We start from the raw sequence: 15,841 nt of genomic DNA, 5'->3' as shown, positions 1-15,841 counted from the left end.
CCGTGTCCCCCTTGCCTTTATTATCGTAAATACAAGCGCCACCCCAGTGCGGGGCGGCGCTGTTCAGGTTTACAACATGCTGCGGCGCTCCGCCTCGGTGAGTTCGGCGCTTTGCCGTTCGTCCAGGGCGCCGGCGCCCAGCACCCGCACCGCGCCATCGGGCCGGTAATCCGTGGCACCGGCGCTGCGGTCCCGTTCAGGCACCAGCCGCTCCTCGCCGTAGCCGAGGATCTCCACGGTGATCACCGAGGGCCGGTTGCCGCGGTTGCCACGGCTCACCTGCTCCGCCGCCTGCACCGCGCTGTTGGCGGCGTTGGTGGCGTTGGTGAGGGCCCCCACATTGACCCGCGCCACCGCCGGCAGGCCGCTGGACTCGCCCTGCACCTGGATATTTTCCGCATTGACCACTTGCAGGGCGGCGATGTTCACATTGCCGGATACCCGAATACCCGCCTCGCCGGCATCGATCACCCCCAGCGGCGCGATCAGGTCGATATCGCCGGGCGGCACTTCCGGGATGGGGGCCAGGGTGGCGATACCGGCACCGGTGGTCGGCGCCACCGGCGACAGGCTCACATTACCCAGGCCGTCGTAGACCCGGCGCGGCGGCGTGTACACCAGGGTGGTTTTGGCGCCACGGCCGGCGTTGATGTCGCCGGCGGCGGACCAGGCGAAGATGTCGCCGCCGTAGGTGGTGAAAATGCGCGATAGGCCCAGGGCGATATCGCCCTGGCTATATAGCTGGATATCGCCCCGGCCCTGGGTAAGGATGCCGTTGTCGCCGCCCTGCGGGCGCACGCCGTCCACGCCCACGATCAGATCGCCGCCGGGCACCAGCATTTGGATATCGCCACCGCCCTCGGTGCGCACCAGGCCGGAATATTCACCGGTGGAGAACATGGTGTAATCACCTTGGTAGCCGGAGGTGCCCGCCTCGCTGTCCACCTTGGGCAGGAATGTAGAGATAACACGACGACCGCGCAGGTAGCTGCCGGTGCGGTCACCATCAGCATCGTTGTATTCCCGACCGCCGGCGCGCAGTTCCGCATAGTAGAGCTCGCGCAGGAAGATGCGTTGTTGTTCCGGCGACAGCGCCTCGAAATACGCCAGCGCGGTAGTGCCGTCCAGGGCGGCATCGCCGTAGCGGTCTTCCAGCCAGGAACTCAGCTCCTGATCGTAAACCTTGACCACCTTGTCCGGCTGGTCCGCCAGGGGCCGGCCCGGATCGGCCAGGTTGGCCGGGTTCAGGTAGGCGTCGATCAGCGCCTGATAATCCGGGCCGTCCGCGCCCATGCCCACGTTGATGGCAATGCCCGCGCCGCTGCCGATGTCGCCGGAAAGGCCCGCCATGCTGCGCACCCAGCCCCTATCCGCCTGGTAGAAGTTACGGCCCGCGGTGACCTCCAGTGTGCCCGGCCCTACCGCGGCGGCGTCGATATAGATCAGGTCGCGGCCCGCCTCGATCAGGGACACGTCCGTCGAGGCGTTGTGACCGAAAGCCGCCGTCCGACGCTGGAAGGTACCGTCGAGGTTCACGCCCAAGCCCACAATATCGCGACCGGCACGAATCCAAGCCGGCCGGCCCAGCAGCCCCAAGCTTCCCGTGGACGGCAAGGTTCCATAGCCCAGGTTGTAGATATCGCCGTCCACCGCGTAGAAGCGGGTCGGCGCCAAACCAGAAACGTCGTGGGCATCTTCATGCGCCTCGACCCCCAAACCAAAGCGGTAAATGGAATCCGCGGCGAGCACCTCCACCCCCCCATCCAATGAAGGACGCACTTGAATGCTATCCCCCGAGTTACGCGTTCCGTAAATAGAGCCTTCGGACGCCACCAGACTGAGAGTGGAGGGGGCCTCGATACCCGTTGATAGGCTGCTCATCGTTATGTCCCCACCCGCCGCGAAAACGGAGGTTTTTGTCCCGTCGGTCCATAGCCCGGCGCCCGGCAGACCGGCGGTCGGGTTCAGGGTCCGGAATACCGCGTCCCCCACGCTCAACAGACGAGCCGCGCCATCACCCTGTGTCACTGAAAGAAGGCCGTAGGCATTAACACGGGCCCTGGTGATCAGATCGTCCGGCCGAGGATCAGAGTTGCCTGGCACCTGAAACGTCTGCCAGGTCTGCCCGATGGCGCCGGCCCGCACCCGGATATCACCACGCAGATTGGCCACGTTACTTCTCGTACCGTCCCGCAAAGGATTGATCGCCCCGGCGCTGACGCGAAGCTCGCCACCCCCGGTTTGCCGGACGGTACCGTCCGCGTCACGCCAACCGCTGGCGCCCACCACCAGGTTCAGGGCCCCCACCGGTGTGGCGTCGGCACCGATAAAGGCGTAGGTGCCAAGCTGCTCGCCGGCGGACACCGACAGATTGCCGCCCCCCAAGGCCCCGATGCCCTGGAACGTGGAGAATTTGGGCCTGGAGTAGGTATATTCTTTGCTATAGGTGCCCGGATGAATCCACCAGGCCTCCAAGGCGCCGTCGGCGGCGGCGCCCTGAGTCCAAAGCCAGTCCGACGCTGGCAGATCGCCACTCAAATCGCCGCTGGTATAGCCATGGAGGTTGCGACCGGCCTGTACCAGCACCTCGCCACCGCCGGTCAGGAAACCGGCCTGCACATCGGTGACCGCCTCGGAATCCTGGTACTCGGCATAGCTCGCTCCCAGCTCTCCCCCGTCCGGGCGGGCCACGTCGGGCACCTCCCCGGCGGGCAGCGCATTGCCGGCGGTGTAGACACCATAGGCGGAGTCATGCCGGTAATCCCTGGCGGCAAGCAGTTCCAGATCCCCCTGGCCGGTGCGGATCACACTGGTGACTGGCCGTTCGTCGTTGGTGATGCCCCGGAGTACCAGAGGTGCATCGGGATTATCCAATACCAGGTCTCCGGCCAGGGCCCCGGCACGCACCGCGCGCCGGCTGGCGGAGGCCAGATCGGCGCCCGCCACCATGCGGATATCCCAGGACTCCTGGCCCTGGTCCAGCACCGGTGCCAACGGTTGCAGGGGCACATTGATCGTTTCCGATCCGTTGAGACTGGAAATTCTGAACCCCTCGGGAAGAACCATGCCGGCTGTCAACTTGATCTCTCTGTTCGTCTCCGTGAGAGGCAAGCTAATACTTTGATACCTGGAAAGATCGGTTCCGGCGGGGATGGTATCCACCTGAATCTGCGGCGACAGGAAGAACACATAGCCGGCGGCGAATTCCGTCCCGGGCGGCGCGAGAAACGTAGCCGAGGTGCCCGCGGGGACAACCCCCGGACCATAAGTTACCCCCGTACGAAGATCCCTGACCGCAACGGGTAACACTACATCCGCCGCCAAAACACCACTCACGACGGTCTGTACGGCAATGACCGCGCTTTCCTCAATTGGAACCCCGGCAGGGAGGGCCACCTGAGAGGGATTGATCGCGAAGGGAAGGCTCCCGTCCACTTGAGAGATGTTCCATCCACCTGCCAGGATCAAATCCTGCGGCAAAATGTAGTCCGACTGGAAACGATTAGCGGTATCCAACAGACCCGGCTCCAACTCGAAGTCCACGAGAATTTCACTGTCCGGGCTGGTCAGCGGCACGCCGAAGCCGTCGCTGATATTGCCGTTCACGGTGAGATCGCCGCCGGCCCGCAGGTTGAACACGCCGGCGGTGCCGGAGCCCCTCACATTCGGGTCCACATCCGGACCGTAGCGGTAGTTCGCCAGGTCCAGATCCCCTTCCACGCGCAGGTTACCGTCCTCCGTGGCGGAGACAATCTCCACGCCGGGGCGCAACTGGAAGGTATCGGTGGCGTCGCGCAGGCCGGCCAACCGTGCCATCAGGTCGGCATTGGCCAGCGCGCCGTTGACGAAGATCTGGCTGTCCTGGTGAATGCCGTCCATATAGGCTTCGTCGACCACCTGAGTGGTGCCGTCCTCGGCGTCCACCGGGGCATCGTCGTAGGTCCAGAAGCCGTTCACCGCCAGTCGCTTGGCACCGCGCACGGTGAGCGGGCCGCCGGCGTCCACCGCCACGTCGTCGCCCTGGCTGCCGCCCAGACGGGGAGCATTCAGGTTGATCACGCCACGGGCCTCGCCGCCGGCACTCACGTCCAGGGTGGCGCCGTCCGCCAGCACCAGGCGGCCATCCCGGGCGGTGAGGTCCAGGGTGGCCCGGTTGCTGCCCTCAATGGCGCCGCCGTGGCTGTCGCGTTTGAGCGTGTCGCCGCTGGCGTCGAGCAGCGCGCCGCTCTCGATGGTCAGATCGTCGCGGGCGGCCAGCCGCAGGCTGCCGGCGTGGTCGCCGCCGGCGCGGACCGTGCCGGCCACGGTGAGGCTGCCGCCATCGGCGGTCACGGACAGATGACGCGCCCGCAGTTCATCGCCGATGACCAGGTCACCGCTACCCAGGGTAAAGTCCCGGCGGTAATCGAAGCCGCCGTCGCCAAGCCGCTGGTTGAGGCCGACGAAGTCGAGGATGGTCAGCCCCTCCACCTGAATCGAGCCGCCTTCGAAGCCGTTGTCCGGCTGATCCCCGGCGCGGGCGATCAGGTCACCTTCCAGCGCCACCTGCCCGTTGGCGGCGGTGGCCTTGACGGTGCCGGCGTCGCTGCCCCGGGCGGACACGTCCAGGGTCGCGCCGGCGGCCTGGCGCACATCGCCCTGGTGACTTTCCAGCACCACATCACCGCCGAAGCTGTGGCGGGTCACATCGAAGAAGGTCACTTCCCGGCCGGCCACGTCCAGGACGCTGCCCGCCGCCAGTTGCACATCTTCCTCGGCGCGGATTTCAATATGCCCGCTGGGCGCCGCCACGGTGCCGTCGATGCGCACCCGGTTGCCGTCCAGGGTGAGCCGCCCGCCCAGGTCCAGGCTGCTCCGGTCCACCGGTTCCGCGCCGTCCGGTCTGGCCACCGTCAAATCGCCGCCACTGCGGAAGGTCATGTCGGAACGGGCCCGACCGGTGAGCACCGGCGCGTTCAGCGTCAGGTTACCGCCCTGATAGTCGCCGTCGCCGATCGCCCGCTGGTATACCGAGAGCTGGCTGGCCCGTTCACTGCTGATGCGATCCGAGGCATTGAAGGTCACGTCCGCGAAGCCCAGCATCCATCGCTCAAGGGTCAGGTTGGTCGATTCATCGGTGAGCGGCCCGTTGAATCCGAACAGCACTTCATCGGCGTCCACCTGGAAGGCCCCCGTGCCGGTGCCGGCACCGCCGTCGATTACCGGGCCTGGCTGCGCCGCCACCGGATCGGCGCCTTCCATATAACCCAGCCCGCTCCAGGTGAACCGTTCGGTGCGAATGGTGGCGGTGTCCCCGTCTCCACCCAGGCCGTAGATGGCCGGTGTGATAAAGCGCAGATCCGCGCTGGATTCGCCAGTGCCCGGGTCGAAGGTATCCAGACTGACCGGCCCGATGAAGTTAATGGAATTGGAGGCCTGGAAGCTCAGGCTTTCGATGCCGGGCCCGTCGGCCGGGCGCAGCAGACCGTCGAGCACACTTTGAGTCAGCCGCCAGCCGGAGGACAGCACACCGTCGGAAGCAGCCTGCGCGAGCGCCGCGTCGGTGCCCACGTTGATGTCTTCCACACCCAGCAACAGGTCCCGGGCGCCCAGGGAAATATCACCGATTTCCGCGCCGCCGGATGCCAGCAGCGCCACCGAGCCTTCCCCGAACAGCGCCGCGCCGTCCTCGACCCGCAGGCGGCCGTCGCCGCTGGCGCCGCCGAAGGTCATCAGATCATTGCCGACCACCAGCAGAGCCTGATCCTCGGCCGGAGCCAGAACAATACCGTTGGCCGCGGTCCAGCCCGCCGCCTCGAAGCCCCGGGTGTCGATGGTGGCGCCGGATTCCACCACCACGTCATCGGCACCGTTGACCTGCCCGCCCAGCACCACGGTCCCCGCGCGCAGGGTGGCGCCGGAACGCACCACCGTGGACACCCGGTAGGAATCCAGTCTGCCGTCGAATGACGGCGCGCTCACCCCCAGACCGAGAATAGTGGCGCCCAGGGCGTTGATGTCGTCGTCCACCAGGGTGATTCGGTCCCCCGCGCCCTGCCCTTTCTCGGCCACCACCTCCAGCGGTTTGCCGGTAAACGCCACCATGCCGCCGGCGCCGCCCTCGACCTGACGGTTGCGTAGCTCCCCGTCGAAACGAAAGACCTGTTCCCCATCGTCCCGCGCGCCACCGAAATCGAAGGTCAGACTACGCATGTCCTCGGGAATCAGATACGGCGCCCGCGCGGCACCGAACTCCGCCTGACGGTTCAGCACCCATTGCGTCAGCGTGGTCTCATCAAAGTCGCCGTAGCGGCGTACCTGGGCGCCGGACATGATCGAGGCCCGGCGCGGCTGCCGGGCCAGCAGCCCGGTATGCGCCACCCCCAGATAAACGCTGGCATCGTACAGCCCGGGCGCGCTGCTTCGAACACCCCGGTCGAAACGCTCGGAAGCCCCGAGTTCCACCCGGTACCCACCGGGCATAAGGGCGTATTCGGCGGGCAACAGGGTATAGGTGCCCGCTGGCAGGCCAGGCACGCCGGCGCCGATGGTTATCCGCTCACCCACCCGGGCGGGCCCGGCCAGGGCCGGGTCGATCGGCGCCACATCGCCGTAGTGGCCCGGGACGATGGCATACACTTCGGCATCACCGTCGCCAGCGTGCCAGGGCGCCGCATTGGCCAGGGCGGTATCAAGAATATTCACCGAACCCCGCTGGCCGGACCGGAACCCGACGCCCTGGAGCACGCCGCCGGCGGAGGTGTCCACCACCGCGCCTTCCCGGGCGAGGAAAGTGGCGACATCGAAGACGATGCCACCGCCGGTACGCTGCCTCTGGGCGGCGTCGGAATTCGTGTCGTCAAACTCAACCTTTTCGCCGTCGTAGTAGTAGTTGATGCCGTCGGTGGTGTACCCGTAGGGCAGGATCAGACCATCGGCACTGATCGAGGTGATGCTGTTTGCCCCTAGCGCCACATCCACGTGCACATTACGGACGTCATAGGGCGGGTTGGCCCCGCTTCCGAAAGCGGTGTTCACGACGTCCGTCCCCACCGAGATCAACCCCAACGGCGCCATCACCGCGCCGTTCTGTTCGATGTTCGGTGCCAGTAAATACAGCGCACCGAATACCGAAGGTGGCAGATCCGCGGTCCCCTCCCCACGCCGCCGGATACTGAGCACGGCGTCGCCGGCGTTTTCGATGTCCGGATTGATATCACCGACTCGCAGGGCATTATTGGTGCTGTGGGTAACCGGATAGAGGCGCTCGGCGATCACCTCCAGCTCGTGCTGCGCGGTCAGCACGGCGTTGTCCATCCGGATATCGCCCCGGCTGTCCAGGGTCACCCGCGCGAAGCCCGGCAAATCCACCTCTGCTTCACCGCCGCCGAGCAGTCCCCGGGTACCATGCCCGCCGAAGGTCACCGCCCCCTGGCCCAGATCGATCAGGTCCGCGCTCACCGAAAAGCGGCTGCTCTCATGGGTGAAATTCGGTGAGATATGACCATTCTCGAACTCGAAGAACGGACCGGTGCCTTGCTGGTTGCTGCTGCCGGGGACCTTCGGCAGCTCGGTACGACCGGCCAGCCTGACGTAGGGCGCGGCCAGCGCCACCTGGATATCCCGGGTTTCCGGGGCGGCGCCGATCACGGCGGCGGACAATTCAATCTTGCCGCCCAGGTCGAGGCCGGTGTCGCCCTCGAACAGGATCGCGTCTTGGGCCCACAGCGACAGGCTATCAACGCCCCAGGCCTCGATGTCCTCGCTGTCGAACCGGGCCTGGCCGAAACGCAGGGCGGAATCGTCCTTGCCGGCGGTCAGGTCCGAGGGCAGACCGGACTCAATGCCCTCGCCAACCACGATGGTACGCAACTCGGTTTGGCGTTCGTCACCGATGTTCACCGGCAACGCGATGGTTTCCAGCATCACATCCAGGCGGCCACCGGCGGCGCCATCACCGCCGCTTTCGGCACGCAGCTCACCATCGAAATAGATGCCGGCATTGGAACGCATCGCCAGGCCGCCGGCGTCGCCGGATACCGTGGTGGGTCCTTCGAGGCCCAGATCCAGGTCCGCCTGCGCGCCGGACACGTCGATGACCGCGCCATCCCGGACAATGATGAACTGATTGTTGACCGGATAAAGGCCCTCCACCTTTTCCTCAGGCAGGTTGCTGCCCAGGGTCACCTGCCCGCCATTCAGTACCTCTCCATAGCGCCGGCCTCTCAGGTCGGTGCCGGTGTGAGCAACCCCGGAAACGTCCAGCAGCGCGTTCTCGCCGATCCAGATGGAACGAGCCGGTGTCGCCGCCTGCAGTTGAGCATCGCTGGACGGGTTGAGAATATCGATACGCCCGGCCCGGGCCCTCAGGGTACCGTCCACGGTGGTCTGGCCACCGCGAAGCACAATGGATTGCTCCGGGTCCACCTGGACGGTGGCACCTTCGCCCACGGTAATCGCGCCGGGCCGGCCCTGACTCTCGGACCGCAGGGTGAGGCTGGCCCCGCCCCGGCGGACCACGCGTCCATCCCGCTCCGGAAGGACCTGATAAAGAGGCGGCGTCCATTTCTCCAGAGCTCCCTCGCGCGTCGCCGCACCGCTGGCTCCCATCCGGAAACGGTATACCGGCATGGTCACGTCGATGCTCGCCCCTTCGGAAACGGCCACCCCTTTATGGCCGTTGACGTCATAATGAGAAAAGCCGCGCTGAAAATCCTCGGCGGCCAGTTGCAGCACCGGCTTCACCCGCACATCGCGACTCAGCACGCTGCCCGCGGCCAGGGTTTCACCGGCGGCGAAGACCACATCGTTGGGCAGCGGCATACCCGCCGGCAGCGTTTGCTGGCTGGGCTGCACCGGAATGCCGTTGGGGAAGGCATCGGCGGGCACGATGTAATCGGCAGGCAAGGTGCCGATGGAGGCGCCCACCACATTGGTGATCACCGATCCGGCCGGCACCGTCTGATTGGAACCATAAACCGTCCCGCCGACCAGCACCCGGAAGGTGCCGGTGGCTGACTCGGGTATGGTCCAGTCCGCCGCCAGGGTCAGCGTATTGGTGGGGCTGATGGTGATGGCGCTGTTACCGAGCGCCTCGCCGGGCACGGCGACGGTGCGTTCGTACTGATAGTCGAACGGCAGGGTCTGGCCGGCGGCGATGACCACTTCCTCCAGCAAGGTCAGGTCCACCGGTGCCTTTTCACCGGCGGCGAGCAGCCCTCTGGTTTCGAAGGCATCGCCGCCCACCACCACCGCTTCCCCGGTGCGTAGCGTGAGCGTGCCGCCGCCGTCCACGCCGAAACCAAGCAGATCTCCATCCAGGGTCAGCACACCGCTCCGCGGCGTGCCGCTGTTTTCATTGACGGTGGTGGCGGCGCTCAGGGTGATGTCGCCGCCACGGCCGCCCATCAGTTCGCCGTCGGCGTCCACGGCGCCGCCGGAGGAAACATCGATGCGGCTGCCCAACTCCAGGGTGACATCCTGGCTGGACAGGACCTGGACGCGACCGCCATCGCGGTGCGCCAGGGAAGCCCGGAATGGTTCACGGCGCTGATTGCTCCACAGGCCCCGGGCATCCAGGAAGCCTTCAGCGCCCAGGCGCATCCGGGTTTCGCCGTCCGCGCCTTCCAGGGCGGTACGCACCAGGGAACCGGTGTTGTTGTACGCCTCGAGAATATTGGTCAGCGTAATGTCACCGCCACGCGCGGTAACGGTGCCATCCACGTCCACCTGGCCGGAGGCCAGGCGGACGTAGCCGCCCGGGGTGACGGCCAGGTCGTTGTCCACACGGATGGCGCCGGCCGACACCAGGTCCACGCCGCCCAGACCCTGCTGGTTGAGGTGTTCGGCATCCAGCCAGACGGTGTTCAAGCGCTCGCCGAGTTCCGCGTCCCGGTCGAGCTGGTCGGCGATGGCGTCGAAGTCGCCGATGCGCACGTCGGATTCGAAGCCGCCGGCGAGTCCCTGCACGCCGTAGCGGCCGAGCAGCAGGCGGCCGCCGAGGGCGACGCTGTTCTGGGCTTGCTGGTAGCCGTCCAGGCCGGCGTCGCGGGCGCGGTCCTGGCGTTCGCCGTTGTAGACGCTGGCGTCGATATCGCCGTCAAGAACGGCGGTGGGCGCGCTGACGATGAGCTGGCCGGCGTCGCGGCCGGTGACGTAGCCGTTTTCCACCCGTTGTTCGCGGACCACCGCCGGGTTGTAGTAGCCGTCGGTCTGGCCCCAGCGTTCGCTGTGGCGCTGGTAGCCCCGGTAGACCCCGGTGTAGCGCATATAACCGGGGGCGTTGGCGGCGTTGTAGACGCGACCGTCGGCGCCCATCAGCCAGGTCTGGCGCACATAGCCGCCGGCCACGTTGAGGGTGCCGCCGGACAGGTTGACGCTGGAGCCGCTCTGGCTGATCACGGCGTCGCCGTGCAGGCGCACGGTGCCACCGGCGGCGGCCCATTCCCGGGCGGAGTGTTCGCGGGTGTCCAGGTAGCCGCTCACTTCCAGCAGGCCGCCGGCGGTGTACCAGCGGTCTTCTTCATAGCCACCGGTGCCGGCGGGCACCAGGATCAGTTCGCGGCGGTCGATCCAGATGTCCTCGTTCTTGAGGCCGTCGTCGTCCCGGTTGATGGGCGAGTCGCGCAGTTCGTTGCTTTGCACGTTCACCAGGACGTTGTTGGCTTCCATGGCCACGCGTACGCCCACGGCACCAGAGACATCCACTTCGGCACCGGTTTCCAGGCGCACCCGATCCTCGGCGGCCACGGCGATCTGGCCGCCGGTGGCCTGGGTGAGGGAGTCCTTCTCGAAGATCACGTCGCCGCCGGAGACGATCTCCACCCGGGACTGGTCACGACGGTCCGGCAGATCCGCCAGGTTGTCGAAATGGCCGTCGGTCATCTCGTCGCGGAGCAGGTCCTGGTCCGCGGATTCCTCGATAAGCTGCTGGCGGCGGCTGTCCGTGGCGGTGCCGCTGTCCTCGTCGATGAGCACGGCTGTGACGCTGTCCGCGCCCAGGGTGACGCTGCCTTCGGCGTCGCTGGCGGCATTGAGCAGGTGCACCGTGCCGCGGGCGTCCACGCTGGTGGTCGCCACGGCCACCCCTTGCTGGCGCACGTCGTGACCGGTGAGGGTGATGTCACCCTCCGGGGACAGGATCAGGCCTTCGTTGGTGACCTGGCCGGCGTCGCTGCCGACATCCAGGGAGGTGGCCACTTCGTTGCCCCGGGTGGTGGAGGCGGTGTTCTGTTCGGTGCCCTGCCCCTTGCGGATATAGAAGTCGTCACCGGCGGCCAGGGTAGTCTGGCCCCGGTCGGTGACGATCTCACCGCCGTTGTTGACGCTGCGCCCCAGGAACATGGCGTAACCGCCGCCCTGGGTGCTGGTGCCCGGCGCCCGCGTGGTGATGCGCGCGCCCGCCTGGATGTCGATGTCGCCGGCGGCATCGGTGAACACCGGCTGGGTGCCCTCCTCATCGAAGTAGATACCCCGTTCGCGGAATTGTTCGTCGCTGATGTCGGCGGCGGCGGCCACCAGGTTGCGCGCGTTGACCTGGCTGGTGCCGCTGAACACCACGCCGTTGCGGTTGGCGATCATCACCGTGCCTTCGCCCTGAATGCGCCCCTGGATCTGGCTGGGCCGGGCCTGGGGATCATTGACCCGGTTCAAGGCCGCCCAGTTGGACTGCTGCTGGAAGTCCACGGTGGTGTCGCGGCTGACGTTGAAGGTCTCCCAGTTGAGGATCGCCTTGTCGCCGGTCTGCTTCACGGTCACCGTGATGTGGCCGTCGCTGCTCACCTGGGTGGGCGCGTCCGCGTTGTGCCAGCCGGCGGTGCCTGGATTGGTGTCCACCTTGAGGCCGCCGTCGGCAAGGCCATCGGGAATCCCCGAGGCGGCCTGCCGGGCCGCTTCCCGGGCGGCCTCCTGGGCGGCCCGTTGCGCGGCCAGGGTATTGGCGGTGCGCCGCAGGTTGTCCAGGGAATGCTTGAGCTTCTGCGCCGCGCGTTGTTCCGCCAGGGTCCGCACCCCGCCGCTGTGTCGACCGCCGGCGGTGGCGGCGGCCTGCGCCGAGGCTCGCGCCGCCGCCTTGGCGGCCATCCAGTCGGAGCCCATCACCCGCGGGCCGGCTTCCGCCAGGGTGACGGAGCCCATCGCCAGCACCACGGCCACGGCACGGGCCAGGGGTTTAACGGCGAAGGGGGCGGCGCCGGAACGGTTCGCCGGCGACGTCGACGGGGCGGCATGCTTCAGCTTCATGGATTGACTCTCTCAACGCGGACGGGAAATGCACCGGCGTTGTTTCAATGGTCGCCGGGTTACTTGGCATAGACGTTCCGGGAAGCCGCCGATTGAACCGATTTCATGGAAAATTCATAAAACCGGCGTGGCCGCGCCGTGCCACCCCGCCGGCCCGGGCACTTTTTCTTTCGCCGTGAAATATTTCCGCCACAAAAGACGGCCATAATGCGAAATTGCGCATTCATATCAGTTGTGCTTCCCGATTAATGAAAAGACTTTTGGGCCGTGGCCAGAGCCGCCGATAAACGTTGTTGGGTTGCAGCCCGCCGTGTGGGCCGGCTGATGGCGGTGGGGTTTCTGTGTTTGGGGATGGCGGCGTTCGGCGACACCGGCGAGCAAGACTTCGACCTGCCGGCGCAGCCCTTGTCCCGCGCGCTTGAGCGATTCAGCGAACAAACGGGGGTGTCGATTTTGGTAACCAGTGATCTTACCCGCGACAAACAATCCGGCGCCGTGCGCGGCCACTTCACCGCCATGGCGGCGCTGAGCGGGCTGCTCGCCGGAACCGGCCTGCGGGCCCGGCGCATCGGCGAATCCGCCCTGACCCTGGTGCGCCAGGACAACGGCGGCGAGAACGGCGACGCCCCCCCTGCCCCGGCGCGGGTGGCACCCGCCTATGCCACCGCCCTGCGGCGGCACTTCAGCGAACGGCTGTGCGACCGGCTCGGCGACCAGCTTGGCCGGGTGCGGGTGGCGGTGCAGCTGTGGATTTCCCCCCGGGGCCGGGTGGAAAAAGTCCATGTGCTCGATTCCGAGGACGCGCCGCGCTGGGGCGACACCATCCGCGACGGCCTGCTGGGCAGCCAGTTGGCGCCGCCGCCCGCCGGCCAGCCCAACCCGGTGACGGTGCTGATCACGCCCTCCGACGAGGCCGCGCCCTGCGCCGGCCGGCGGGAGGGCTGACCGTGCCGGATACCCTGCATCAGCCGCTGCGGGATCTGTTCCTGCTGCGTTACGACGAACTGCGGCAACGCCTGCGCCAGCGTCTGGGCTCACCGCAACTGGCCGAGGACGCCCTGCACGAAACCTGGCTGCGCATCGAGACCCTGCGCGACGGCACCGTGGTGCGCCACCCGGCGGCCTATGTGTTCCGCATCGCCTTGAACGTGGCCGAGGAACAACGACGCAAACAGGCCCGGGTTATGAATCTGGACGAGGTGGAAGATCTCTACGCCATGGCCGACGAGATGGCCGATCCGGCCCGGGAAGCCCTGGGCGAACAGGAGATCGAGCTGTTCCGGCGCGCTCTGGCGGAGCTGCCCCGGCGGCGCCGCGCCATCGTTACCGCCGCGCGGCTGGAGGATACTCCCCACGCGGACATCGCCCGGCATCATGGCGTGTCCCTGCGGACCGTGGAAAAGGAATTGCGCGCCGGCCTGGAGTATTGTTGTCAGCGTCTGGACCGCGAGTACATTCAGCGGTTCGGCCCGAAACGGAAAGAGTCCCCGTGATCATGCATGATTCCTCCCGCGCCGGCGCCAGGGACCGCGACCGGATCCAGCGTGAAGCCCGGGAATGGCTGATTCTTCTCGAATCCGGTCGCGCCACCGCCGCCGACGGCGATGCCTTCCGGGAATGGTGCGCGCGCAGTGCGGAACACGCCCGCGCCTTCTCCCACTGCCGGCGGGTCTGGAGCGGCATGGGCGAGGCGGCGCGATCGCGGCCCGACAACGTCACGCGCCTGGAAGAGCGGCGCCGGCCGGGGCTCAGCCGGCGCGCCTTTCTCGGCGGCGCCGCCGCGGCCTGCGCCGGCTGGGTGGTGATGCGCTCGCCCCTGGACCTGTGGCCCGGCGCCGAGGTGCTCACCGCCGATCTTTGGACCGCCACCGGCGAGCAACGCGAGGTGGTGCTGCCGGACACCGCCACCGTGCAACTCAACACCCGCACCCGGGTGGATCTGCAGCGCCGGGACGGCGCCGTCACCGGCCTGGTGCTGCGCGGCGGCGAAACCGAGGTGACCACGCTGCCGGACACGCCGGCCCGCTTCACGGTAAGCGCCGGCAACGGCCACGTTGAAGCCCGCGGCGCGCGCTTCAATGTGCGCTACACCGACGACCGGGTGCGGGTAACCTGCCTGATGGGGGAAATCACCGTGGCCCATGGCCGCGACCGCTCGCGGCTGCGGCCGGCCCAGCAGGTGGTCTATAACGAAACCCGTCTGACCGGGGTCACGGCGGTGGACCCGCAAAGGGTGAGTGCCTGGCGCCAGCGCATTCTGGTGTTCGATGGCACACCGCTGGCGTCGGTGGTGGAGGAAGTGAATCGCTACCGGCCGGGCCGCATTCTGCTGATGGACGAGGCCCTGGGCCGCACTCCGGTGCAGGCCTATCTGTCCCTGGACCGGCTGGAGGACTTCGCGGCCCTGGTCCGCGAAGTCCGGGGCGCCACCGTGCGCGACCTGCCCGGCGGCGTGTTGATCATCAGCTAGCGGCGGGCTCTCCGGCCTCGGCGTCCTGTTCCGGGGCCCGGTAATTGCGCAGATACAGCAACAGCTCGCGCATCAGCCGGTCCCACAGTTCCACGCTGGTACGCAGGTGCCCGCGGCTAACGCCGCCGGCCACCAGCACGTCCATCTCCAGCACCAGAAAATCGCCCTGCTGACCGAGGCGGCCGAACCGCTTACTCCGGTTCCAGGTGGCCACCATGCCCTCCGGCAGTACGCCATCGATGCGCAGGGCGCAGCTGAGGGTAAAGTCCAGCAGCCGCTCCGCATCCTCCACCTGGGGGTTACCGGGGCGTACCGCGAAGCCCACGCCCTGGCTGGCGCTGAGCAACTGGCGCAGGCCGTTTTGCTCGCTTTCGTTGGTGCGGTAACCAGCTTCCCGGAGCAACTCGGCCAGGTCGCCGAGGGTCACGCTGTCGATTATCGGGGTTGCATCACTCATTGGAATCTCGCTCCTCGGATTGGGACGGGGTCGGCTGATCCTCCGGCGCCGTCGCCCCCACCTGGTTGTTGTAGAGGCGGTCGCCGAAGTCCTGGGCCCGGTTCTCGAACTCCACCCGCGCCGACGCCGCCAACGGCTGGCGCATGCGGAACAGGCTGCCGGCGCCCAGGCTTTCGTAGGCGTCCAGGATTTCCCGGCCGGCCTTGAACAGGGCGTCATTGCGGGCCACGCAGGTTTCCAGGGCGTCCGCCTGGGCCTGGGCGCGCTGGGCCAGTTGCCGCCGTTGCGCCTCCTTGTCACGGGCCATTTCCAGCAGTTCGTCGTAGGCGGCGCGCACCTTCTGGTTCTGCTGGCGGCTTTCGGCGAGACGGCCACGGCTGGCCCGTTGCTGGCTCTCCAGCCGGCCCTGGCTGGCCTCGAGGCGACCGCGCAGGGCCGCCAGTTGATCCAGCGCCGCCTGCCGTTCCGCTTCCGCCTGGCTCACCCGGTTCTCAAGTCGCGCCTGGTTGGAACGCAGCGTCTGCAACTCCTGGCGGGTGTTGCGCAGTTCCGCGCGCAGCCGCTGTTCCAGGCTCTGGTCGGTCTGCGCGATGGCCGGCAGGCTGAGCGCCAGCAACAGGCCCGCCAGCATCAGAGCGCCGCCACGGCGTGGCGCTTTCAACACTTTCGACGGCTCTTGTGTTTTGTTCATGACA

6 protein-coding genes are annotated in these 15,841 nt (G+C 67.4%); 3 read left to right on the top strand and 3 right to left on the bottom strand.

Annotated elements, in window-relative coordinates; genetic code table 11:
- Positions 1–69: 69 nt before the first annotated feature.
- Positions 70–12,219 carry a filamentous haemagglutinin family protein gene (locus HMJ39_RS08195; protein WP_194296926.1) on the bottom strand — a complete coding sequence of 4,050 codons (12,150 nt, stop codon included), beginning with the start codon at positions 12,217–12,219 and terminating at the stop codon, positions 70–72.
- Between the two features lie 324 nt (positions 12,220–12,543).
- Between HMJ39_RS08195 and HMJ39_RS08190 the strand changes: the two genes are divergently transcribed.
- Genes HMJ39_RS08190 through HMJ39_RS08180 form a run of 3 tightly spaced genes read left to right on the top strand, consistent with a single transcriptional unit; the run spans position 12,544 to position 14,689 of the window.
- A complete protein-coding gene (locus tag HMJ39_RS08190) occupies positions 12,544–13,164 on the top strand; it encodes an STN domain-containing protein (RefSeq protein ID WP_194296925.1) in 621 nt (206 codons plus the stop codon).
- A 2-nt stretch (positions 13,165–13,166) separates the two neighbouring features.
- Positions 13,167–13,712 carry an RNA polymerase sigma factor gene (locus HMJ39_RS08185; protein ID WP_323370864.1) on the top strand — a complete coding sequence of 182 codons (546 nt, stop codon included), beginning with the start codon at positions 13,167–13,169 and terminating at the stop codon, positions 13,710–13,712.
- A 2-nt stretch (positions 13,713–13,714) separates the two neighbouring features.
- The gene (locus HMJ39_RS08180) at positions 13,715–14,689 is read left to right on the top strand and encodes a FecR family protein (RefSeq protein ID WP_194296924.1); all 975 of its coding nucleotides are present in this window, start codon (positions 13,715–13,717) and stop codon (positions 14,687–14,689) included.
- Here the strand turns inward: HMJ39_RS08180 and HMJ39_RS08175 are convergent.
- Both HMJ39_RS08175 and HMJ39_RS08170 read right to left on the bottom strand, forming a co-directional pair.
- Positions 14,682–15,146 carry a YbjN domain-containing protein gene (locus tag HMJ39_RS08175; protein WP_194296923.1) on the bottom strand — a complete coding sequence of 155 codons (465 nt, stop codon included), beginning with the start codon at positions 15,144–15,146 and terminating at the stop codon, positions 14,682–14,684. The genes HMJ39_RS08180 and HMJ39_RS08175 overlap by 8 nt on opposite strands.
- The gene (locus tag HMJ39_RS08170) at positions 15,139–15,837 is read right to left on the bottom strand and encodes a DNA repair protein (RefSeq protein WP_194296922.1); all 699 of its coding nucleotides are present in this window, start codon (positions 15,835–15,837) and stop codon (positions 15,139–15,141) included. Before HMJ39_RS08170 ends, HMJ39_RS08175 begins: the two co-directional genes overlap by 8 nt.
- Between the last annotated feature and the right edge of the window lie 4 nt (positions 15,838–15,841).

It is taken from the genome of Alloalcanivorax profundimaris (genome assembly GCF_015265435.1).
Taxonomy (GTDB): Bacteria; Pseudomonadota; Gammaproteobacteria; order Pseudomonadales; family Alcanivoracaceae; genus Alloalcanivorax; species Alloalcanivorax profundimaris.
Note: the sequence above shows the minus strand (reverse complement) of the source record. Positions and strands in the feature narration are given on the sequence as shown.